The sequence below is a fragment of the Enterocloster clostridioformis genome (assembly GCF_020297485.1).
Classification (GTDB): domain Bacteria; phylum Bacillota; class Clostridia; order Lachnospirales; family Lachnospiraceae; genus Enterocloster; species Enterocloster clostridioformis.
Genome location: NZ_JAIWZC010000001.1, coordinates 2,686,845 through 2,706,846 on the forward strand (window position 1 = coordinate 2,686,845; position 20,002 = coordinate 2,706,846).

Annotated in this window: 19 protein-coding genes and 3 pseudogenes; 11 read left to right on the top strand and 11 right to left on the bottom strand. The window is 49.4% G+C overall.

Annotation, left to right across the window (positions count from 1 at the left end; genetic code table 11):
* Positions 1-101: 101 nt before the first annotated feature.
* Positions 102-317 (top strand): helix-turn-helix domain-containing protein, encoded by a 216-nt coding sequence (locus LA360_RS13505; RefSeq protein WP_057572798.1) that lies wholly within the window; start codon positions 102-104, stop codon positions 315-317.
* Positions 318-332: 15 nt separating this feature from the next.
* Positions 333-752 carry a nuclear transport factor 2 family protein gene (locus tag LA360_RS13510; protein WP_057572791.1) on the top strand — a complete coding sequence of 140 codons (420 nt, stop codon included), beginning with the start codon at positions 333-335 and terminating at the stop codon, positions 750-752.
* 66 nt (positions 753-818) lie between these two features.
* On the opposite strand, the gene LA360_RS13515 is transcribed toward LA360_RS13510, so the two are convergent.
* The gene (locus tag LA360_RS13515) at positions 819-1,631 is read right to left on the bottom strand and encodes a helix-turn-helix domain-containing protein (RefSeq protein ID WP_057572792.1); all 813 of its coding nucleotides are present in this window, start codon (positions 1,629-1,631) and stop codon (positions 819-821) included.
* A 531-nt stretch (positions 1,632-2,162) separates the two neighbouring features.
* On the opposite strand from LA360_RS13515, the gene LA360_RS13520 reads away from it, so the two are divergent.
* The 9 genes and pseudogenes from LA360_RS13520 to LA360_RS13560 all read left to right on the top strand — a co-directional run.
* Positions 2,163-2,348, top strand: coding sequence for a hypothetical protein (locus LA360_RS13520; protein ID WP_057572793.1), 186 nt, complete (start codon positions 2,163-2,165; stop codon positions 2,346-2,348).
* Positions 2,345-2,686, top strand: coding sequence for a DeoR family transcriptional regulator (locus LA360_RS13525; RefSeq protein WP_057572794.1), 342 nt, complete (start codon positions 2,345-2,347; stop codon positions 2,684-2,686). Before LA360_RS13520 ends, LA360_RS13525 begins: the two co-directional genes overlap by 4 nt.
* Entirely contained in the window at positions 2,676-2,963 is a 288-nt protein-coding gene (locus tag LA360_RS13530) for a DUF3847 domain-containing protein (protein ID WP_057572795.1), read from the top strand. Before LA360_RS13525 ends, LA360_RS13530 begins: the two co-directional genes overlap by 11 nt.
* Positions 2,964-3,178: 215 nt before the next feature.
* Positions 3,179-4,150 carry a tyrosine-type recombinase/integrase gene (locus tag LA360_RS13535; RefSeq protein WP_057572796.1) on the top strand — a complete coding sequence of 324 codons (972 nt, stop codon included), beginning with the start codon at positions 3,179-3,181 and terminating at the stop codon, positions 4,148-4,150.
* Entirely contained in the window at positions 4,147-5,136 is a 990-nt protein-coding gene (locus LA360_RS13540) for a tyrosine-type recombinase/integrase (protein WP_057572797.1), read from the top strand. Before LA360_RS13535 ends, LA360_RS13540 begins: the two co-directional genes overlap by 4 nt.
* Positions 5,123-6,151, top strand: a complete 1,029-nt coding sequence (locus tag LA360_RS13545; RefSeq protein WP_112481459.1) for a tyrosine-type recombinase/integrase — start codon at positions 5,123-5,125, stop codon at positions 6,149-6,151. The genes LA360_RS13540 and LA360_RS13545 overlap by 14 nt, the downstream gene beginning before the upstream one ends.
* A gap of 410 nt (positions 6,152-6,561) precedes the next feature.
* The gene (locus LA360_RS13550; RefSeq protein WP_089775972.1) at positions 6,562-7,311 is read left to right on the top strand and encodes a GNAT family N-acetyltransferase; all 750 of its coding nucleotides are present in this window, start codon (positions 6,562-6,564) and stop codon (positions 7,309-7,311) included.
* Positions 7,310-8,059 (top strand): annotated as a pseudogene (locus LA360_RS13555) (recombinase zinc beta ribbon domain-containing protein); the annotation flags it as partial. The gene LA360_RS13550 and the pseudogene LA360_RS13555, both read left to right, overlap by 2 nt.
* An 88-nt stretch (positions 8,060-8,147) precedes the next feature.
* Positions 8,148-8,678 (top strand): annotated as a pseudogene (locus tag LA360_RS13560) (sensor histidine kinase); the annotation flags it as partial.
* A gap of 47 nt (positions 8,679-8,725) precedes the next feature.
* Here LA360_RS13560 and LA360_RS13565 read toward each other — a convergent pair.
* The 10 genes and pseudogenes from LA360_RS13565 to ltrA form a co-directional block, all read right to left on the bottom strand.
* Positions 8,726-10,474, bottom strand: a complete 1,749-nt coding sequence (locus LA360_RS13565; RefSeq protein WP_022200430.1) for a carbohydrate-binding domain-containing protein — start codon at positions 10,472-10,474, stop codon at positions 8,726-8,728.
* A gap of 12 nt (positions 10,475-10,486) precedes the next feature.
* Positions 10,487-11,158: a DUF4956 domain-containing protein gene (locus LA360_RS13570; protein WP_022200429.1), complete on the bottom strand. Its 672-nt coding sequence runs from the start codon at positions 11,156-11,158 to the stop codon at positions 10,487-10,489.
* On the bottom strand, positions 11,151-11,870 hold the full coding sequence (locus LA360_RS13575; protein WP_022200428.1) for a polyphosphate polymerase domain-containing protein: 720 nt from the start codon (positions 11,868-11,870) through the stop codon (positions 11,151-11,153). The genes LA360_RS13570 and LA360_RS13575 overlap by 8 nt, the downstream gene beginning before the upstream one ends.
* Before the next feature lie 460 nt (positions 11,871-12,330).
* The gene (locus LA360_RS13580) at positions 12,331-14,073 is read right to left on the bottom strand and encodes an ABC transporter ATP-binding protein (protein WP_022200427.1); all 1,743 of its coding nucleotides are present in this window, start codon (positions 14,071-14,073) and stop codon (positions 12,331-12,333) included.
* Positions 14,070-15,884 carry an ABC transporter ATP-binding protein gene (locus LA360_RS13585; protein WP_022200426.1) on the bottom strand — a complete coding sequence of 605 codons (1,815 nt, stop codon included), beginning with the start codon at positions 15,882-15,884 and terminating at the stop codon, positions 14,070-14,072. Before LA360_RS13585 ends, LA360_RS13580 begins: the two co-directional genes overlap by 4 nt.
* A 102-nt stretch (positions 15,885-15,986) precedes the next feature.
* The gene (locus tag LA360_RS13590; protein WP_225537763.1) at positions 15,987-16,571 is read right to left on the bottom strand and encodes a TetR/AcrR family transcriptional regulator; all 585 of its coding nucleotides are present in this window, start codon (positions 16,569-16,571) and stop codon (positions 15,987-15,989) included.
* A gap of 279 nt (positions 16,572-16,850) precedes the next feature.
* On the bottom strand, positions 16,851-17,126 hold the full coding sequence (locus LA360_RS13595) for a thioredoxin family protein (protein ID WP_207657888.1): 276 nt from the start codon (positions 17,124-17,126) through the stop codon (positions 16,851-16,853).
* Positions 17,127-17,272: 146 nt separating this feature from the next.
* Positions 17,273-17,704, bottom strand: a pseudogene (locus LA360_RS13600) (FAD-dependent oxidoreductase); the annotation flags it as partial.
* A gap of 9 nt (positions 17,705-17,713) precedes the next feature.
* Positions 17,714-18,277, bottom strand: a complete 564-nt coding sequence (gene ahpC / locus LA360_RS13605) for an alkyl hydroperoxide reductase subunit C (RefSeq protein ID WP_022202914.1) — start codon at positions 18,275-18,277, stop codon at positions 17,714-17,716.
* A gap of 253 nt (positions 18,278-18,530) precedes the next feature.
* The gene (ltrA, locus tag LA360_RS13610; RefSeq protein WP_089776622.1) at positions 18,531-19,922 is read right to left on the bottom strand and encodes a group II intron reverse transcriptase/maturase; all 1,392 of its coding nucleotides are present in this window, start codon (positions 19,920-19,922) and stop codon (positions 18,531-18,533) included.
* Positions 19,923-20,002 lie beyond the last annotated feature (80 nt).

Here is a 20,002-nt window from a genome sequence, read left to right on the forward strand (position 1 = left end):
ACGGAACCGGCGAAGCAGTCAAGAAATATTTGTGGAATTACAAGATAGGTGCTATAATGGAGGAAGCAAGCCCCGGCATGGGGAGAAAGGCAGGACGATATATGCACATAAGCTACAAACCGCTATGGCATACGCTGATAGAGCGCAATATGCGGAAAGAGGACTTGCGGCTTGCCGCCGGTCTTACCACAAATATGATTGCCAATATGGGGAAGGGAAAGCATATCAGCATGGAAACGCTGACGAAGATTTGTGAAACCCTGAATTGTGGCATTTTAGATGTGATAGAATTGGAACAGGATGAAGCCGATTCGTAAATGAGGTGTTAATCAATGAATGAACGAGAAAAAATAATTCGATTATGGTTCGATATGTGGCTAAAACAAGAGGATTTAGGAATAGATGATATTTTTACAGAAGATGTAATTTACATTGAGAGTTGGAGTCCTAAATACGATAACCGGGCTACTGTAAAGCATTGGTTCAATGAATGGAATACCCGTGGAAAAGTTCTTGTATGGGACATAAAGCAGTATTTCCACAAAGAAAATTCAACGATTGTCGAGTGGTATTTCAAAAATCAGATGGATAATGGAAATGTTGAAGATTTTGACGGAATATCGCTGATTGAATGGACAGAAGATAATAGAATCAAGTTCTTAAAAGAGTTTGGTTGCAACCGATACAATTATAATCCGTACCAGAACAGTGATTTACCGCAATTCAGAAACGAAACAGCAAAATGGTTTTAATAGCAAAATTTTATATATGATTTAAGCCAGCCGTTGCAGGAACCGCAATTCCCACAACGGCTGCTTTTATTTTCTCCTGCGCCGGAAATTCAGCGGATTGTTCTTGATAACGGGCGATTTTGCAAGAACCTTTTTCAACACTTTCTGTTCATCAGCGGTCAGCTTGTCAAAGTCAATATCAAGCAGGTTGAAGATGATTTTCCAGATTTTTGTAAGGTGGTCCCCGGGAGCTGCGAGGGCTTTTTTGATTTCCAGGGCCATCTTCTTTGCAAGAGAGAAATCCGGCGTACTGTCAATGTCATGTTCATGGGCTTTCCGTATGTCGTGGAGAATGGCGTCCCATGTTTTATGCGTAACATGGCAGAAAAAATCTTCTTCCTCTAATTGGGCGGCAAGAAGCGTTTCCGAGTATAAATCGCCGTCAGCGTGGGTGTGGTTTTTGATAAGGGCAAGCCGCTGTTCTTCCAGCGATTCGTTTATATCCCGGAAACGTGCGGTGGCGTGACCGTCTATGTAAATTTCCGTGTCCGTCATTAGCCGCTTGAATTTTTCATGGGTGGCAATCTCACAGAGAAGCCGGTTGTTGATCTGCTCACTTTTCAGCAGCTCCACCATTTCATCACTAATATGCAGTTCTGACAAAGGCGTGTTTATCTGCTCCCTGTTTTCTGTCCGGCAAAGTATGTAATCAACAGACACGCCATAAAAATCTGCCAGTATCACAAGGTTATTGTGGTTGATTTCTTTGTAATCGTCCGTTTCATAGCTGCCGAGGGCAGACTTTGAAATGCCGGTAAGCTGCGCTAGTTGTTCCAGATATAAGTTTTTCTCTTTGCGTAAATCTTTCAGCCGTTCCTGTATGGTAATGCGTGATTTCATAGGCATACCGTTCCTTTCCAGCGGCTCACATGACCGCTGGATTTATTATAGCATATCCTTCCGCAAACGTGGAATATTTTGATTTCTGCCCCCAATTCCTACTTTTCGGACATACGGCACAAGGCTCAAAAATGTTCTATGATGTAGGTAGTTCATCGATGGATTATTCCAATCGAATGACCGTCCTGTATGGGATATGTCCCCCGGCGAAGTACCGCAGCGACTTCCGGCAAGGAGATGGAGGAACCTTAACCGCAACGAGCGTACCAACGGGGACGAAACGCCGCCGAAAGAACCGGGGGCAGGAACGACATCAGGGAGAACCGGCAAAATGGACACCGAAACGATACCGAAACACAACAATTTATCAGGGTATAGTCTGCCCTGTCCGTAATACTGCGGGGGATTTTCAGGCGGCTCTACGACCGCATTTTCCTTGAAAATCGCCCCGAAACGCTACACAAAAACCTGCTATTCGTCCATCCCGGTTGTTACGGCTGAAATGGGCGGATTTTTTATGAAGGAGGCACTATGCCGAGAATGTCAAAAAAGTTGAAGAAAGAGCTTGCTTTCTTCCTCAATGACCGGGGGCGCAGGAGCTACAATGAGCTTTGCCGGAAATGCCAGCATGAGTGTAAGCAGAGTTTCCGGGCTGTTGTCATTGACTGCCCCCGCTATTTATCCAAACGAGCGAAAAGGAGGACACCTAACGAATGAATTATGAATTTATGATGATTGACACACCCCTGCCGCCCTGTATGCCCCTGCCGAGGGCAACGCTGCGGCTGCCGGTCAGCAATACCGCAAAGGTCATGTACGCCCGCCTGTTAGATGAAATCCTCACGGACGGCGTGGAGGACAGCAACGGGATTCTGTTTATCCGCTTCCCCATCGTGGAGCTTGCGGCGGCACTTTCCCGAAGCCCCATGACCGTGAAGCGTTCCCTGAATGAACTGGAACAGGCTGGAATGATTATGCGTGTCCGGCAGGGCGTTGGGGAAGCCAACCACATTTATATTTTACTTCCGAAGGAGGACGCCGCCCATGAACGATAAGCTGGAAAAACTCAATCAGGAGATTGAAAAAGGGGAAAAGAAGCTGCGCCGGTTGAAGCATGAGGAAAAAATCTTGCAGAACCGGGCGAAGCAATTAACCCGGAATGAACGGACGCACCGGCTCTGTACCAGAGGGGCGGCACTGGAAAGCTATCTGCCCCACCCGGAGCTTGTGACGGATGAACAGGTCAGCACGATTTTGAAGCTGCTGTTCCATCGGAGCGAAAACCGAAAAATCATGGAACAGGTACTTGCAGAGAAGCCGGAAAATGAGTAAAGGCAGGACGCCGGAAAGGTTGGAGATTGCTTCCAGAGCGGCAAGCCGGGGCTTTCCCCTCTGAAAGAGGGCGCATTATCCGAGATTTTCAATTATCCGAGGAAATTCATAAAAAGTCCCATTCGTAAAGGCTTTTAAGAAGATTTCCTCGGATAATGTTTTACCCGCATGGTACATTAAAGTCATCAAACAAAAAGGAGGCTTTAACCATAACCATGAATCAACAGACAAATGAAAACACACCTACACTGTGCAGGTATCAGGAACTGAATCCGGAGATGGATGCTTTCCTGAGAACGTATCTTGAAGATGGGTGGCGCAGGGGGCTTCGGGAAAGCTCTATCCATCTGCATGATAAGATTGGGCACTACTTCTTATCCGCCATGGCTGAAACAGGCTGTATGAAACCGCAGGAAATGAATGCCCGGAATATAGGGACTGCCTGCCTGACCATCAGTAGCAAGTGGTATCTTTCACACATCCGGACATTCCTCCGGTATGCTTACCAGTCCGGCTATACCGACAGGGATTACAGCGGTATCGTCCCTCGGTTTAAAAGGCCGCAGCCATACCCCTCGGTTTACACCACAGAGGAAATCCTGAAAATTGAGAGCAGCATAAACCAGGATTCTCCACATGGGAAGCGTGATTATGCAGCCCTGCTCCTTGCGACACGGCTGGGGATCCGGAGCGGTGATATTTCATCCATGACACTTGAATGTCTGTACTTTGACAGGAACCTGATTCGGATTACACAGCATAAAACCGGAATCGCCATGGAATTTCCCATGGTTCCCGATGTAAAAACCGCATTGGAGCGGTATCTGCGGGAAGAACGTGCCGGTCATGGCAGTCCATATGTGTTCCTCCGCATTGTCCCTCCATACAGCCATATCTCCGTGCAGGCAATCACTAAGATTGTAAGGACTGCCATAGCGGCAGCCGGGATTGACCCGGACGGGCGCAAACAGGGAGCACATGCTTTTCGTTCATCCCTTGCAAGCTCCATGGTCAATGACAACATCCCTTATGAAGCAGTAAGAAAAACCCTTGGGCATACAGACCAGAACGCCATCCGCTCCTATGCCAGACTTGATCTGGAACAGCTCCGTGGGTATGCACTCCCGGTCATGGAGGCGACGGGCATCTTTGCCGCATTCCTGGAGGGGAGGTGGGGCCTGTCATGAAAGAATTTCAATCCATTTTCAAAAATGAGCTTGCAGAATATATTGAAATCAGCCAAGGGACAATCAGCAAGGATACCTTGCGGAATACGCACAGAGTATTGCTTTCATTCGATTCACTGCTGGCAGGAGAAAATGCCAAAGAGATATCGGAAACGTTTATCAACCAATGGATCAGGGCGCTCCATCAGGCAAACGCCCCAAAAACGGTCAGCGACAAGGTGAGTTATCTCCGCAAATTCCTGCGGTATCTCCGGTATGAGGGATACTGTGTTTTCATGCCTGACTGCCCCAAAACATCAGACAGCTATGTCCCGTACATCTTTTCAGACGATGAGATACAGACGCTTCTGGAAGGTGCTGACAAATGGGCTGACAGGCATCCAGACCCGAAAACCCGCCAGACGGACATGGAGTTCTGTATGCTGCTGCGGATGCTCCTTGGGTGCGGGTTCCGGTTGGGCGAGCCGCTTGCCGCCAAAGTAAAGGATGTGAATTTCCATGCCGGGACCATCCTGATCCGCCATGCAAAAAATGACAAGCAGCGTGCCGTCCCGATGGACCAGACCCTGACGCAGATTCTGGAAAGGTACTGCATTGCAATGGGCATCAGGACAGACCCGGAAAGCTACCTGTTCCCGGCATCCAGAAACGAGGGGGCTGCCGTCAGCAAAGGGACTTTTGATTTACGGTTCAGGAACCTTTTGCGGGAAACCGGCCTGTATGTACCTGGGAAACCCCATTCCAGAGGCCAGTGCCTCCACTGCTTCCGCCATTATTTCGCCATTCATTCCTTTGCGCGGGCTGAGAAGAATGGGCGTCCGGCAGACGATTCCGTGCCATTTTTATCTGTCTATCTTGGGCACCATGACATGGACGAGACGGAGAAATACCTGAAATTCAGCGGGGACATGTTCCCTGAATATTCGGGGCTGTTTGAGGAGTATGCCGTCGGCGTATTCACGGAGGTGGCCTGTGAGGAAAAATAAACTCCCTGAATTCATGCTTCTCCTGGAGCAGTTTTTTACGGAATACATGCCGCTCTCATCAGGGCTTTCCCAGAACACCGTCAGGTCATACAAACATTCTTTCCGGCTTCTGTTCCAGTATGTTTACCAGACGAAAAAGAAAGAGGCTGGTGAGATCCGGTTCCGGGATCTGGATTTTGAGACAGTTGATGGGTTCCTGAAATGGATTGAGACAGAACGGGGCTGCTCCGTGTCTACAAGGAACCTCCGGCTGTCGGCACTTTCCTCTTTTGCCGCTTATGCACAGAACAGAAATTTTGAAGCTGCGACGGTGTTTGCCAACGCAGTCAGGAGAATTCCTGCAAAAAAGCAATCCGTACAGCCAAGGATTGCCTTTTACCTTGATGAGGTGTCAGCCCTGCTCCGGCTCCCTGATCCCGAAAAACGTCTGGGACTGCGTGACCAGGTTCTTTTAAACCTGATGTATGCCAGCGGTGCGAGGGCGCAGGAAATCTGCGACCTGAAAGTCAGGGACTTTTTTGTGGAGAAAAACCTTTATAAGCTGACGGTCACAGGAAAAGGGAACAAGGCACGCCGGATTGTGCTTGCCAAACCCAGTGGAATTCTCCTGAAACGGTATCTGGAGGAAACAGGCCATGCCGGACAGTTGGAAGCCTATATCTTTTCCAGCCAGACACATCCACAGATGACTATTTCCTGCATTGAGGAGATTTACAAAAAATATATCGCCATCGCAAGGGCAGAGCATCCGGGAATGTTTTTGGAGAAAAGCTATACCCCGCATACCATGAGGCACACAACCGCCACACATATGTTAGAGGCCGGTGTTCCGATTGTGGCAATCAAAAATTTCCTCGGACATTCCTCGATTTCCACAACGGAACGGTACGCTGAACTTTCACAGGGAGCAGTGAACAGGCATATCCGGGATTGGAACGAGAAATGGTTTTCCCATCAAAAGGAAACTCATGCTAATCAGAAAAAGGAGAATCCGTTGCCCGACTTCCTGAAATAGCGCTTACATTATCCGAGGAAATCTTCTTGAAAGCCTTTACGAATGGGACTTTTTATGAATTTCCTCGGATAATTGAAAATCTCGGATAATGCGCCCTATCCGAGTTCTGGGATAGGGCGCAACTATACACCACTTTTGAAGTGGTGCGTTGCGTCCTGCCGGAAGCCCCTTGCCGGGAGCAGATGATTTCCACAGATTTTCAATCTGTTCCAATCATCACAGGGGAAGCTACACTTCCCCTGCGCTGGCTGCCGCCAGCTACCCCTTAGTGGACTTGCCGCCCGGAAACACCTTGCGTTGCAAGCTGTTCCCAGTCAGCAAGTTTTTACAAAATCCCGCTATACTTCTTTGAGTGAATGAAGTATAATGAAGCCAGCGACAAAGGGAGGAGGTAGGAGCGAAAAGTAACTATGGAAGTAATTATTAAAAATAAAATTGAAGAATTATTGTCAAAGGAATTTTATTGTAGTTCGGACGAATTAAATGGAAAATCAACAGTATATTCTGTTAATTTCAATGCAAAACAACCATATATAAAAATACTAGCCTATAGAAATTGCGTTGTGGTCTGCACCTCAGAGGATTTGCATGATAAAATACAGGAACTTGTACAAAGCAAGAATAGAGATGAAATTTTTGAACTTCCTTTGGTTTATGGGCAGACAATACATTATGTGCCTAATGATAGATATACAAAGGATGTATCAGCATCATTGAATTTTGCGTGTGAATATTTTTTTGACAGAGATATTTTATCTCTTGCTGGTTTGACTGGTTTTGAAAATTCTTTAGCATTTGATGAAAACGGTTCTACATCGACAAAAGCTGTTTATATTGCAAAGGACAAGAATAGAATTATTGGAGTGGCAGGTGCGGCAGAATCACCTGTAAATGGCATATGGGAAATAGGCGTAGATGTTGTGGAAAAATACAGAAATGCCCGGGTGGGAACGTATTTGGTGAGAGGTTTAACTAAGGAATTGCTGGCACGAAATATTATCCCATTCTATTCTGCTTCTATAACAAATATTGGTTCGCAGATGGTAGCAAGTAGATGTGACTATATACCGTTTTGGGTTGATACATTTGGAACGATTCTTGATGGAAGTTCGGTATATAATGATATTCTTAGGGGTGTATCATCGAAATTTATCAAATGACAAAGCGGACTTTGCCATCGTGCAGGAAAAGCTGAAATCCCGCCAGCGTCCCGGACAGTCGGGGGAGCCGAGTATGTTCGCCGGTCTGCTCAAATGCGGCGAGTGCGGGAAGTCGCTGACCGTCCGCTATACCAACGCCAAGCACCCGCAGCAGATTTATTCCTGCAAGACCTACAACGCCTACGGGAAGCAGCATTGCAGCCAGCACCGAATTGAATTTAACACGCTTTACACCCTTGTGCTGAACAAAATCCGGGAATGTGCCGCCGCTGCCCTGATGGACGGCGAAGCGGTAGCCGACCGGCTGACTGACACCTGCCAGAACGAGCAGAAAGACCAGCGGGAAGCACTGGAACGCTCCTTAACAAAGGACGAGGAACGGATTGAAGTGCTGGAAAAAATGGTGCTGCGGCTCTATGAGGATATGGTTGCCGGGCGCATTACGGACGCAAACTTCAATCTCCTGCTTTCCAAAACGCAGAAGGAACAGGCGGAGCTAAGGGCGAAAGTCGAGGACGGCAGGAAACGCCTTGCCGATGAAATCCGGCTTGCCGTGGACGCCCGCCAGTGGGTGGAATCCATTCAGGAATACCGGGACATCACGGAGCTGGACGCAGCCACCTTAAACCGCCTGATTAAAGAAATCGTTGTCCATGAAACCATAGACAGCGACAAAACAAGACACATTTCTATCGAAATTCATTTCAATCTCAAACCCATCCCGGAGGTGGAGCAGGTCACGGCATGACCTGCCGCCCCGCCGGGGAGGTTCTTAAACAAAACCACATATATTTTTTGACTGCCGCCGCCCGCCAGAACGCTGATGTTACTCCTAATTGGGGATAAAGCAGCTGACAGAAAGCCTTCTCACCCTGGCCCGGAGCGACTCAGGACAGGAGACAGCGGTCTGCGCCCCCGTTGACTTAAGCTTCATTGTGAACAGCAGTCTCATGACCTTTGAGCCTCTGGTTTTCGACATGGACAAGCATATCATCTATGACATCGAGGCTTCGCTCCACGTCAATGGGGATGAGAAAAAACTCCGGCAGTTGTCAGACATTCTCCTTGACAACGCCTGCAAATACAGTTTGGATAAAAGTTCCATCCGTGTAACCCTGAAAAAGTCTGGCACAAAAGAGGCGCTCCTCACTGTCTCAAATGAAGGAACACCTCTCACCAAAGAAGAAATCAGGCATCTGTTTCTTCGCTTTTACCGTGCGGACACTGCCCGCAGTAATATCCCCGGCTACGGCCTCGGACTTTCCATTGCCCAAAGCATTGTATCTGAGCATGGAGGGAGAATTGATGTCAGCACGGATGGTTCCAGAGTGAACTCCTTTATGGTTCTGCTGCCCTTACAGGAATAAGCAGATATTCCCGGCCGGCCTGCTCCAAGGCTGCGGCTTACTCCATCTTACTCCACGTTGCCGCGGCTTTCCAGAATATGGATACCTTCCGGCAGGGTCTCTGCCAGCAGGGTCTCCTGTATTTCAACAACAGAGGCTTTGCCGGAAATATTTCCGACTCCCGGCTTTTTTTCAAAATCTCCGGCTCCGCCCCCTGGCATTCTTCCAAAACCGCTGCCTGAAGGCCCGCCATATTGGTTCAATATGCTGTTCACCGCTACCTGGATATCCTGATCTCCAGCCTCTATGTAATAGATCTCCCCTGTTTTTAATTCTGGCGAACTGAAAAGCAGGGCCTCAAAGGTCTTCGAAACCTTTGTTTCCGTCAATTGATTCCCTTGACCGTCCTTCACTGATATAGTTGATCCGGCAGCCTGGATTTCATCAAAGTATACCACCAGCATGGATTGGGATGATTCCTCGGAAAATGTCCGGAACATTCCCGCGCTTCCCACAGCCAATATGGTTCCCCCTGATATGGATCCCTCTCCATCGTAATCCAAAGCACCATCTCCTCCTCCCGCCGGGCCTTCTACAAGGACGGTTCCACCCTCCAGATACAAGTCCCCGTTAGAGTCAATGCCATCACCGGAAGCATTGATTTTCACGTCTCCTCCCGAAATACGGATGTAAGCCCCTTCTGTCACACCGAATGAACCACCGTCCTGTCCCCGCCTGTTGCCAAAGGAATTTTTAAATGCAAGAGTATCCGCTGCCGGGTTTTCGTCTTTTTTCCCGGCTGCATTGATACCATCATCCTCTGAGTTAATCCGAATGGTTCCTCCGGTAATTTCCACGCAGAGTCCCTCCACCCCCTCGCTGCTTTGTTCCACTGTTATGGTTCCGCCCGAGACCTCCACCAGATTGTCACCGTGAACTGCATCGTCGCCTGTGGACAGCGTCAGCTGGCCTGTTGTTATCCTTACATCCTTGCCGCTGTGTATACTGTCATCCTGGGCATCTATGTCAATGACGCCGCCTGTAACCTCGACCAGCGTTTCAGCCAGTATTCCTTTCTTTCCTGCTGTGATGGTCATGGTTCCTCCGGTGATTCTCACATATCCCTTGTCTTCTTCCGTGTCATTATTTGACTGTATTCCGTCGCTGCCTGATGTGATGGTAATCTCTCCCCCGTTCACCTCTACGGCGTCCTTTCCTTTCATACCATCTTCCGCCGCCTCAATGACATAGGTTCCGGAATTAATGGTAAGACTGTCCTTCCCACGTATACCGTTCATATAATTACCGCTGACTGTCAGCATGCCATTTCCTTCAAACACCATATTATCTTTGCTGAAAATGGCTGCATCGGGCTCGTCCTCCCCGGTCTGGGGGTAAGTATATGAGTTTCCGTCAGATACCTTGTTTTCTGTCCCATCCTCCAGGACAATGGTCAGAAGTCCGCTTTGCCCGGCACAGATTGCGGAATAATCCGGGCTCGTAATGGAAACACCGTCCAGTACCAGACGTACCTCGTCCTCCTTTCCCGCCTCCACCATCACGCCTCCCCCTGTAATATTTCCTGTCAGGCGGTATGTTCCGGAAGATGAAATGATGACATTGGACCCGTCAGCCGCGGCTCCCACCCCTTCAATGACCACGGTTGTCCCATACCCCGTGATTAACGTTTCCTTTCCATTACCATAGGAACTGCCTGCGGCTGTCTTTGTACAGCCGGCAAGAAGCAGGACACCGGCCAGTCCGGCCGCTATTCCAAATATTCTAAGCTTACTGTATCTCACCCTATCTCTGCCCATATAACCATCCTCCTATAATTCTTCCCTGCCATCCGACAGCCGTCCGCAGACAATGGTAAGATTTCCATTTCTGCACCGTATATCATCCAGCATGTTCTTTTCAATTGATTCCGACTTTAAATCCACATGGTAACACAGCTCATAGAGACTGCCCATATTCACGGTCCTGACCCGCACAAGCTCCGGATTTTTAGTGTATTTCTCAAATATATCGTCAAAGATTCCCGAATAATCCAGATTTTCCGGTATCGTAATTTTCAATTCCTTTCTCTCTGCCCTGCCTGACGGAAGCGATACCAGAAGGATGGTAATTCCGCCAGCCACCATCATTAAAATCAGAGCGGTTCCCAAATACCCCATTCCAGCGGCCAGCCCCAGAGCCATGGCCAGGAATATGCTTCCAATTTCCCTTGCATTGCCGGGCATGGACCTGAACCGCACCAGACTGAACGCCCCCATGACCGCCACTCCTGTTCCCAGGTTTCCGTTTACCAGCATGATCACGGTTTGGACCATGACAGGCAGCAGTACCAGGGTAAGAATGAAGCTTCTGGAATACCGGTTCCTGTATGTATGGACCACAGCCAGCACTGCCCCCAGCAGGACTGATGTAACGGTACAGAGCAAAAATTGTCCCATTGTAATACCGGCATTTACAGTTTCTGTCAATACACTATCAAGCACAGATTCTTCCTCCCTCCACAAACACGCCGTGATACAGGTACTCTTTATAATAGGCTCCGTATTTTGAGTAGGACACAGGAAAAAGCCCCATACCGGAAAACAGCCTGCTCATCCATAAAGGCATGGCTCCGGGAATTTTAACCTCCATCAGAATCTGGTTCTTATCCAGAAGCATTGTTCCATACACCCCGTTCTTCAGCTCCAGCCCGCTGCACCTGCAGCAGATATTCCGGTCAAAGGTAATCCTTAATTCCTCATTGTCCTTTCCGTAATATGCCACCCGCTCGTAGGCCACATAGGCCGCGGGTTTTAATTCATACCGATTCAGCACATAATCGATTTCCTTCAATATCTGGCTCTCCTCAGCCCACCGGATTCCATAATACAGATACTTTCTTGCCTGGCAAAGTGTCATGGGAATCCGGCGCTTGTATACCACCCCGTCAAACTTTTTCTTTAATTCCGCATATACCACGCTGTTGTCCGTCACCTTCCCATATGCCCTCAAACGCAGCTTTTCCTTATATTCCGGCTTCTCAATGGATTGCCTGACCAGCTCGTAATCCCGTGTGTCAAAGTAAATATTGGATAAGGTATGTTCCCCGTAATGATCTGCATTCATCTGTCGTTCCAGAACAGGTATCAGCGCATCGTGCTTTTTTTGGGTGAGCATATATTTTTTCTCATAGCGTTTAAATATTTCCTGAGTCATACGCATAGCCTCCTTCATCTTTTATGGCCTTTATCCTATCAGCCCAAGCTGAAACAGACCTTAAAAAAGTACGGAAAACCATGAGCTTTCTGTGAACGGTCCGGGGATTTTTTGTGAACTGACGGGAGATTTTCTATGAACTGACAGGGAATTTTCTGCAAACTGCCAAGATATTTCTATAAACATCCAGGATATTTCTAAACTGCCAAAATGTCCCAATAAGCCGTTCAATGCTTTTCATAAAACCATGCCCGGTTACGGACCATACAAATATATGCGAAAAATGGGGCCGGCACTTTCTCACCATGGTGCCTGATGAGAATGACCGCCTGGAACATATGTATGTGCCCGAATTCCACCCCCGTTCAAACGTTATCAGAAAGTCAGACACTGCTGGCAAAAGCAAAAAACGCCGCCGGTATCATCACCAATCCCGGCGGCTTTCCTCTCCCCTATCTTTCTACAGACTCCAGCTCAGACTTTTTCCCTGAAGCTCTGCCATGTGACGGTATATTCCTTTCTTCTCCATCAAATCCCCCGGTGTACCCTGCTCCGCCACATAACCATCCTTTAACACCACAATCCGGTCTGCTCCCGCCACAGTCCGCATCCGGTGCGCAATAATCAGCACAGTCTTATCCTTAACCAGATTGGATATGGCCTCCTGTACCAGAGTCTCATTTTCCACATCCAGCGACGCCGTGGCTTCATCCATGAGGATCACGGGGGCATTCTTTAAAAGGGCCCTGGCAATGGACAGCCGCTGCCGTTCCCCGCCGGACAGGGCGGAACCATTTTCCCCAATCCGCGTCTCATATCCGTTTGGGAGACGATGGATGAATTCCTCACACTGGGCTGCCCTGGCCGCTTCCATCACCTCCCGGTCTGATGCGCCTTTGCGCCCCAGGCGGATGTTCTCCATGATGGTATTGTTAAACAGGACCACATCCTGGAACACAATGGAAAAGCTTCTCAGCAGTGTCTCCGGCTCTATCCCGCTGATATCCGTGCCTCCCAGTGTAATTTTTCCTCTGTCAATATCCCAAAACCTGACGGCCAGCTTTGCGCTGGTGGATTTTCCGCCTCCCGACGGCCCTACCAGGGCTGTCACCTGTCCCTGCCTCGCTGTAAATGACACATCCTTTAAAACCTGTTCCCCGTCTTTATAGGAAAATCCCACATGGTCAAATACAATATCATATCCATCGTACACAGCTTCCCTGCTTCCCTGCAAAACAGGCTGCTCCTCAATCAGTTTCATCCGTTCCACCACCAGTAAGGCAGAGTACACAGCCGACAGGTTCTGCAGACAGCCGGTAAGAGGTCCGTACAGCCTGGTGGACGCCACCATAAACATGAGGAACAGCATAAAGCCGATGGAATGGGATGACAGAAGATCAGCTCCTACCAGTACTGTGGTAGCCATGCCGACTTTCAGGAACATCTGGGACGCTGTGACCATGGTGCCGTTGAACAGTTCCAGACGTATGGTGATGGATTCCACGTTCAGAATCTTCTGATCCAGCCCCCTCAGATACTCCTCCTGCAGATTGTTGGCCTTGATGTCCTGGATATTCTCAATGCACTCCTGGATTCCGTCCGAAGCAGCGATTTTTTTTCCCTTCTGCCTGCGCTCTACCCGGTCCACCATGGGTCTTGTACCTGCTGCCAGAAGAAAGGATACGGGAACCACCCACAGCACAGCCAGCCCCATCCGCCAGTCAGCCGCCAGAAGACACACTCCTATGAGCGCCGTGGATATGAAGGCCCCTATGAGTTCAGGAATAAAATGGGAAAATGCCTTTTCGATAAACGCACTGTCCGCCATAATGGTGGTGGTCAAATCCGCCATATCCCTTTTTCCAAAAAAAGACATGGGCAGGGTTCTGAGCCTCTCCGCCAGACGAATGCGCATATTGGCGCTTTCCGTATAGGATGCCACAAAGGTGGCGTCATACTGGATTCTCCAGAAAATGAATATTATAACCAGCAGCACAATGCAGACTGCCACATACCCGGCCATTCCCAGTGAAGGAGCCTGAAGCCCCACTAACGGGCCCAGAAGCCGTTCCATGAAGAGGAACAGGATGCCCATGGGGAATATCAGCCCCATATTGGTGATAGCACAGGAAAATATGGCCTTTGTCAGATCCCTTCCTCCCTGTTCGCTCAATGCGAATTTTTTCTGCAGATACTTGCTCATGCCTTTCCACCTACCTTCCACTCTACTGATGTCTGGTAATCCTTCCACATTCTTGCATACAGCCCCCGGGCCTTCAGAAGTTCATCATGGCTTCCCTGTTCAGCCACCCGGCCTTCCTCCATCACGAAGATTCGGTGGGCCCGGCACACCGTAGACAGCCTGTGGGCAATCATTATCACAGTCTTGCCTTCCACCAGCTTCTCAAATGCCTGCTGAATCAGATATTCATTGTCAGGGTCCGCAAACGCCGTGGCCTCATCCAGAAGCACAATGGGAGCGTCCTTTAAGATTGCCCTGGCCAGTGCGATTCTCTGCATTTCACCGCCTGACAGGTACACGCCTTTGGTTCCAACCACCGTATCCAGACCCTGGGGCATCTTCTCAATGATGTCCTCACATCTGGCTGCCTTCAAGGCCCTCATGACTTCCTCCTTATCTGCCTCTGGTTTTGCCGCCCGTATGTTGTTCAACAGACTGTCCTTAAAGAGATGGCTGTCCTGGAATACAAAGCTGACCTGCTTCATCAGCTCCTTTGTCCCTATGTCCCTCACATCCACCCCGCCGATACATATGCTTCCCTGGTCCACATCAAAAAACCTTGGAATCAGGCTGACCAGAGTGGTCTTACCGCTTCCGGAGGCCCCTACCATAGCTGTGGCGGCTCCCTGCGGTACAGTAAGGGACACATGCTCCAGGGCATTTACACCGTCCTTGTTATAGGAAAATGAGACGTCCTTAATCTCAATCGTGTGATTTTCAGGCTTCCTGGGAACAGCGGGCTCGGGAAGGGGCTTCTCCCTGATAACATTCAGTATCCGCTCCATGGCGTCATTGGCAGCCATGGTATTTTCACTGGTCCACATGATTTTGTCCATCATGGTCACGCAGACAGGGGCAAACAGGATGTAAAAAACCAGATCCAGGGCCGTGGTCACAAAGTCCTGACCGCCCGCCGCATCCCCTGCAAGAAGAAGCCCCGCGGGTATGAGAACGGCAAATATGCCGTTGATGCTGACCGAATAGCAGCACATGGGAATTCTGAGGGACAGAGTATAATTCACAGCCCAGTTCTTATAGCGCATGATGGAATCATGAAAGCTCTTAAAGGAAAAAATGCTCTGCTGGAATGTCTTTACCACAGGTATTCCACGCACATACTCCACGGCCTCGTTGTTCATGTCCTCCAGGGCATTCTGGTACTGCCTCATGCACTCTGCCATTCCCGTCCCCATCATCCTGCTGAGGAAAAATGTACCCACCGCCATGGGAATGAGGCTGATCAGACCAAATCTCCAGTCAAACACCAAAAGAAGTACCAGCACTGCCGCAGGCGTCACCAATGCTCCTGCCAAATCCGGCAGCTGATGGGCCAGATATGTTTCTGTCTGTCCTGCCCCGTCGTCAATGATACGGCGCAGCTTTCCGCTTCCGGTCCCTTTGAAATAGCCAATGGGCAGTTCTGCCAGGTGGTGAAGGGCAGCCGTCTTCATATTTCTGGCTGTCCGGAAGGCCGAAAGATGGGTACACATAAGGGCCCCAAAATAAATAAGCATACTCAGGAGCGAGGAAGCCACCGCCATCCACCCCCAGTAAACCAGCGTTCCGCCGGCCAGTCCTCCCGGCCAGTTCAGGACAGCCAGCTTTATCACCTTCCACATGCACAGATACGGCACCAGCGCTATAACCGCGCTGATACCCGACAGAATGCACCCTGTCCCCGTAAGGTATTTATACTTCCCCGCAAAGGTCATCAAAGTCACCTTATCTGTATCGGGAAGCCGTGTCATAATATGTTTCCTGCTGCCATCCACTTTTTCATCCTCCTTTTTTTGTTAGTTATAACTAACTTATTGTTTTAAAAGTAAGGCTGTCAGGCTTCTGCCTTCCGGCTTTCTGCCCTCAAGCCCCATCCCTTACTCATCCAACTCCATGATGCGCACCCACCCCGCATGCTGAAAACGGCTTAATGTGACAGCACAGGTAACCGCCTGTTCCCTTGGCAGGCCGTGAGACACAAATTCATGGAGCTGCTGAAAAAAGGACCTGCACAGAATATGAATCAGCGTGCCGCTCATCCCTTCAGCCGAATACCCCAAAGATTCCATGGTCTTTATAAAATCCCGGCAGGACTGCTCCTCCACTGCGGCCAGCCTGTCAAAATAGCGGTCCCTGGCTTCCGGCGCGCCGCAGCACAGAAGCAGCTTAAAAACCTCAAAATGGTCATAGATATAATTCACCATCCAGGGTATGTACTGCTCTGTAATCTCATTCAGCCGGGCCGGCTGCTGTTCAGGAGGCAGCGCGGCAAAGTCCCTGTGCACCTTATCGTACAGAGCCAGCAGTTCCTCCGCCGTGTCCGAGGTCAGTGCGTCAAACAATGCTTCCTTTCCCGGAAAATAGCCGTATATGGCTCCGGTTGTCACCGATGCCTCCTTTGCGATCCTCCTGAGCGACGCCTTCTCATATCCGTATGTGAGAAATTCTTTCCTGCCTCCAATATGGCAGTAACCGTACTGTTGTCCCGGACCCCCATGCCGATCATTGCACCCCCTCTATGCATCCCTATAACACTGTTATATAACATCGTTATTATGTTACAAAAAAAGGCATCCGTCAATACATATAACAGATACCTTTTATCATTAAACCGTATTTTGAGTATTTTGAAAAAACTTCTCTAATAAACCGTCAAAACCCCTTTGGGAATCAGGTTACTCCAGCGCCATGTCCGGAGCCGTCAGCCTCTTCCTCCGGGCAGGCCGAGGCTGTGAGATATCCTACGCCTTCCCCAATAACTCCGTCACTTCCTCCAGGCTCTTTCTTCCAAAGTAAACCTGGGTATCATTTATCACCATGCAGGGAACGCTCATGATTTTATACTTCCTTTTCAGCTCCGGATAATGCATCAAATCTACGTCCTCTCTTTCCAGCCTGAAGGCCGGCAATAGCTGTCCGGCAGCCTGCCTTCTCTCCCTTTCATCCGGGCCCAAATGTTCACGAATACAGGAAATCCTGTCTGTCAGTCCTTCCAATTCTCCTAAAAATCCGCTCATCTCTCCTGACAGCGGACTGTCATCCAGCGCCGCCCGTATGATGACCCTTTTCTCAAATCCGGGAAACAGGCCGGACAGCTGCCGCCGTATTTCATCCGATAAAAACGCATTGCCTTCGCTGTCCCGGAGGAGGCTGTCTTTTACGCGGTCCTGGCACAGGAAAAATCGTCCTCCCGGACTATCAGTGTCACCTTCTTCGCATACTTTGTCAGGAAAATGCCTTCCTCCACCGCGGCAAAGCCTCCTCCGATGACGAATACCTCCAGACCGGCAAAAAATTCCCCGTCGCAAGTGGCGCAGTATGCCACGCCCCTGCCCTGGAACTCCTTCTCACCTTTAAAGCCCAGCTTCCTGGGATTGGCTCCCGTGGCCAGCACCACGCCCAGCGCCCGGTACTTCCCGGCAGTGGTATGGAGCACCTTCACATCCTGTTCCAGTTCCATGTCCAGCACCTCTGCCATGAGAAGCTCAGCGCCGAATACCTCCGCCTGCTCCTTCATGGACCGGGTCAGTTCCCTACCGCTGGTCCTTTCCACGCCCGGATAATTGACAATCTCCGAGGTAATGGTGATCTGGCCGCAATGAGTTTATATCAGTCCCACCAGGTCCAGACTTGGCTTTAAGGTATCTGCCCCGGGCTGCCATTTTGCCGGGCACACCTGGTCGCCGTGTTCTGCCACAAACCGGGATGCCTGTACACGTCTGAACAGTTCGTCCGCATTCCTTCCCACATTTCCCGCGATAACCTCATAAGCCACTATCTTTCCTTCCGGATTCACGATAAAGCTCCCTCTTTCAGCCATTCCGTCAGCCTCTATCATCACATCGAAATCCCTGGCCAGCCCGCCTGTGGGATCCGCCAGCATGGGATACTTGATTTTCCGGATAGTCTTGGATGCGTCATGCCATGCCTTGTGGACAAAGTGGCTGTCGCAGGATACGCTGTATATCTCGCAGCCGGCTGACTTGAAGTCCTCATACTTGTCAGCCAGATCCTCCAGCTCCGTGGGGCACACAAATGTAAAATCTGCGGGATAAAAGAAAAATACCGCCCATTTCCCTAATACATCAGATTTCTTCACTTCCCTGAACTCTCCGCCCGCATAGGCCTGTACTGTAAAATCGCTGATTTCTTTTCCTATTAATGACATATTGTTTCCTCCTTGTATTTGTGATGGTTAACTGCCGCCTTGTCTCCTGTCCCGCTTTTCCAGAAGCAGGAAGCCTCTTTTGTTGTTAGTTTTGACTAACTAAATCACATTTTACCAGTCACGACCTTATTTGTCAAGAAATGATATTAATAATAATTATCAATATCATTTCTTTTTAGGAATCGAGTAGGAGGCGGTGATTAACCGCCGTCCTCTCACAGCACCGTACGTACGGTTCTCGTATACGGCGCTTTCAATAGTTGGTGTGCAGAGACTGATAGGCTGCGGCTAAGTCATAAAAGCCCCAGTTTATCAGTCTTTCTTTACTTAATGCCCAGTTGACCGCCTTGTTTCCGGCATTGAACCAGTATCCCTTGCGGTCGTAGGCTATTGTTGCCGCATAATGGCTGTCTACTCCCAGTCCTATGAGTTTCCTCATTCTGGTTTTGGGCAGTTTCCACTGTTTCCAGATACACATCCGTATCCGGCGGTACAACCATCCATTCAGGCTTTCGATGTTTTTCTTCATGTCCGCTATCCCATAGTAGTTCAGCCATCCTCTCATGTAGACTTTTATCTTTTCCTTGGTTCGGATGATACTCCCGCACCTGCTCCGGGAAGTAAGCCTGCGCAGTTTCTCCTTGGCTTTCTTCCATGACGTTCCATGGACACGGATATAGGTCCCTGTTCCGTTCTTCCCAAAACAAAAACCAAGGAACTTAAAATTTTGGATTGCGAACACACTGACCGTTCGGCTCTTTTCCCGATTCACTCTCAGTTTCAGCCTTGCCTCCAGATATTTCGTGCTGGATTCCAGCAGTCGTTCTGCCGCCCGTTCGCTCTTTGCCAGCAGTACGATGTCGTCTGCATAGCGGATACACGGTACGCCCCGTCTGTGGAACTCCCAGTCGAACTCATTCAGATACGCGTTTGCTAAGAGTGGGGATAGATTTCCTCCCTGCGGGGAGCCTTCCTTCGTTTCTGTCACAACACCGTTTTCCATCACTCCACTTTTCAGGTACCGCTTCACCATCTGCACCACTCTTTCGTCTTTTACTTGTTTCCTCAACAGGTTCAGCAGTATCGTATGGTTCAGCGTATCAAAGTATTTCGATAAGTCGAGAACTACTGCCCTCGTGTATCCCTGTTCGATATACTCCTTTATCCTGAGAATGGCGTCTTTTGCTCCTCGTCCCGGACGATAGCCGAAGCTGTCTTTCGAGAACAATGGTTCGTAGATTGGCATGAGCTGTTGAAGCATTGCCTGCTGGATGATACGGTCTATTACGGTGGGGATACCAAGCTTTCGTATCCCTCCCTCCGGCTTCGGAATCTCCACACGCCTGACTGGAGATGGGGTATACTTCCCCTTCCTGATTCTCTCTACCAGTTCATAGTTATTCTCCCTCAGCCATGGTAACGCCGCTTCAATGGTCATTCCATCCACTCCCGGCGCTCCCTTGTTTGCCTTCACTCTTTTGTAAGCCCTGTTCAGATTTTCCTTGTTCAGTATCTTACTTAAGATGTCTGGCTCTGCACTGTCTCTTTCCTTCCATATCCGGTTGAATGAGCGGTGCGCTCTCACATACCCTTTGCGTTCCGCGCTATCTCTTTGCGAGCAGCTTTCTCTGTTTTCTGTACCCATCTGCCCATTCCTCCTTTCCCTGTCGTACTAAAGACTCCTATTGATTCGGTCCTTCACTGAAAACAGCTACTATGACCTCT

Excerpts from the sequence above, each read along its gene's own strand:
- LA360_RS13550 (WP_089775972.1), top strand. The coding sequence starts at position 6,562 with ATGGAAGTAATTATTAAAAATAAAATTGAAGAATTATTGTCAAAGGAA.
- LA360_RS13575 (WP_022200428.1), bottom strand. The coding sequence starts at position 11,870 with ATGACTCAGGAAATATTTAAACGCTATGAGAAAAAATATATGCTCACC.
- LA360_RS13565 (WP_022200430.1), bottom strand. The coding sequence starts at position 10,474 with ATGGGCAGAGATAGGGTGAGATACAGTAAGCTTAGAATATTTGGAATA.
- LA360_RS13580 (WP_022200427.1), bottom strand. The coding sequence starts at position 14,073 with ATGAGCAAGTATCTGCAGAAAAAATTCGCATTGAGCGAACAGGGAGGA.
- LA360_RS13505 (WP_057572798.1), top strand. The coding sequence starts at position 102 with ATGCACATAAGCTACAAACCGCTATGGCATACGCTGATAGAGCGCAAT.
- ahpC (WP_022202914.1), bottom strand. The coding sequence starts at position 18,277 with ATGTCATTAATAGGAAAAGAAATCAGCGATTTTACAGTACAGGCCTAT.
- LA360_RS13525 (WP_057572794.1), top strand. The coding sequence starts at position 2,345 with ATGAATTATGAATTTATGATGATTGACACACCCCTGCCGCCCTGTATG.
- LA360_RS13535 (WP_057572796.1), top strand. The coding sequence starts at position 3,179 with ATGAATCAACAGACAAATGAAAACACACCTACACTGTGCAGGTATCAG.
- LA360_RS13510 (WP_057572791.1), top strand. The coding sequence starts at position 333 with ATGAATGAACGAGAAAAAATAATTCGATTATGGTTCGATATGTGGCTA.
- LA360_RS13515 (WP_057572792.1), bottom strand. The coding sequence starts at position 1,631 with ATGAAATCACGCATTACCATACAGGAACGGCTGAAAGATTTACGCAAA.
- LA360_RS13540 (WP_057572797.1), top strand. The coding sequence starts at position 4,147 with ATGAAAGAATTTCAATCCATTTTCAAAAATGAGCTTGCAGAATATATT.
- ltrA (WP_089776622.1), bottom strand. The coding sequence starts at position 19,922 with ATGGGTACAGAAAACAGAGAAAGCTGCTCGCAAAGAGATAGCGCGGAA.
- LA360_RS13530 (WP_057572795.1), top strand. The coding sequence starts at position 2,676 with ATGAACGATAAGCTGGAAAAACTCAATCAGGAGATTGAAAAAGGGGAA.
- LA360_RS13520 (WP_057572793.1), top strand. The coding sequence starts at position 2,163 with ATGCCGAGAATGTCAAAAAAGTTGAAGAAAGAGCTTGCTTTCTTCCTC.
- LA360_RS13595 (WP_207657888.1), bottom strand. The coding sequence starts at position 17,126 with ATGAGCGGATTTTTAGGAGAATTGGAAGGACTGACAGACAGGATTTCC.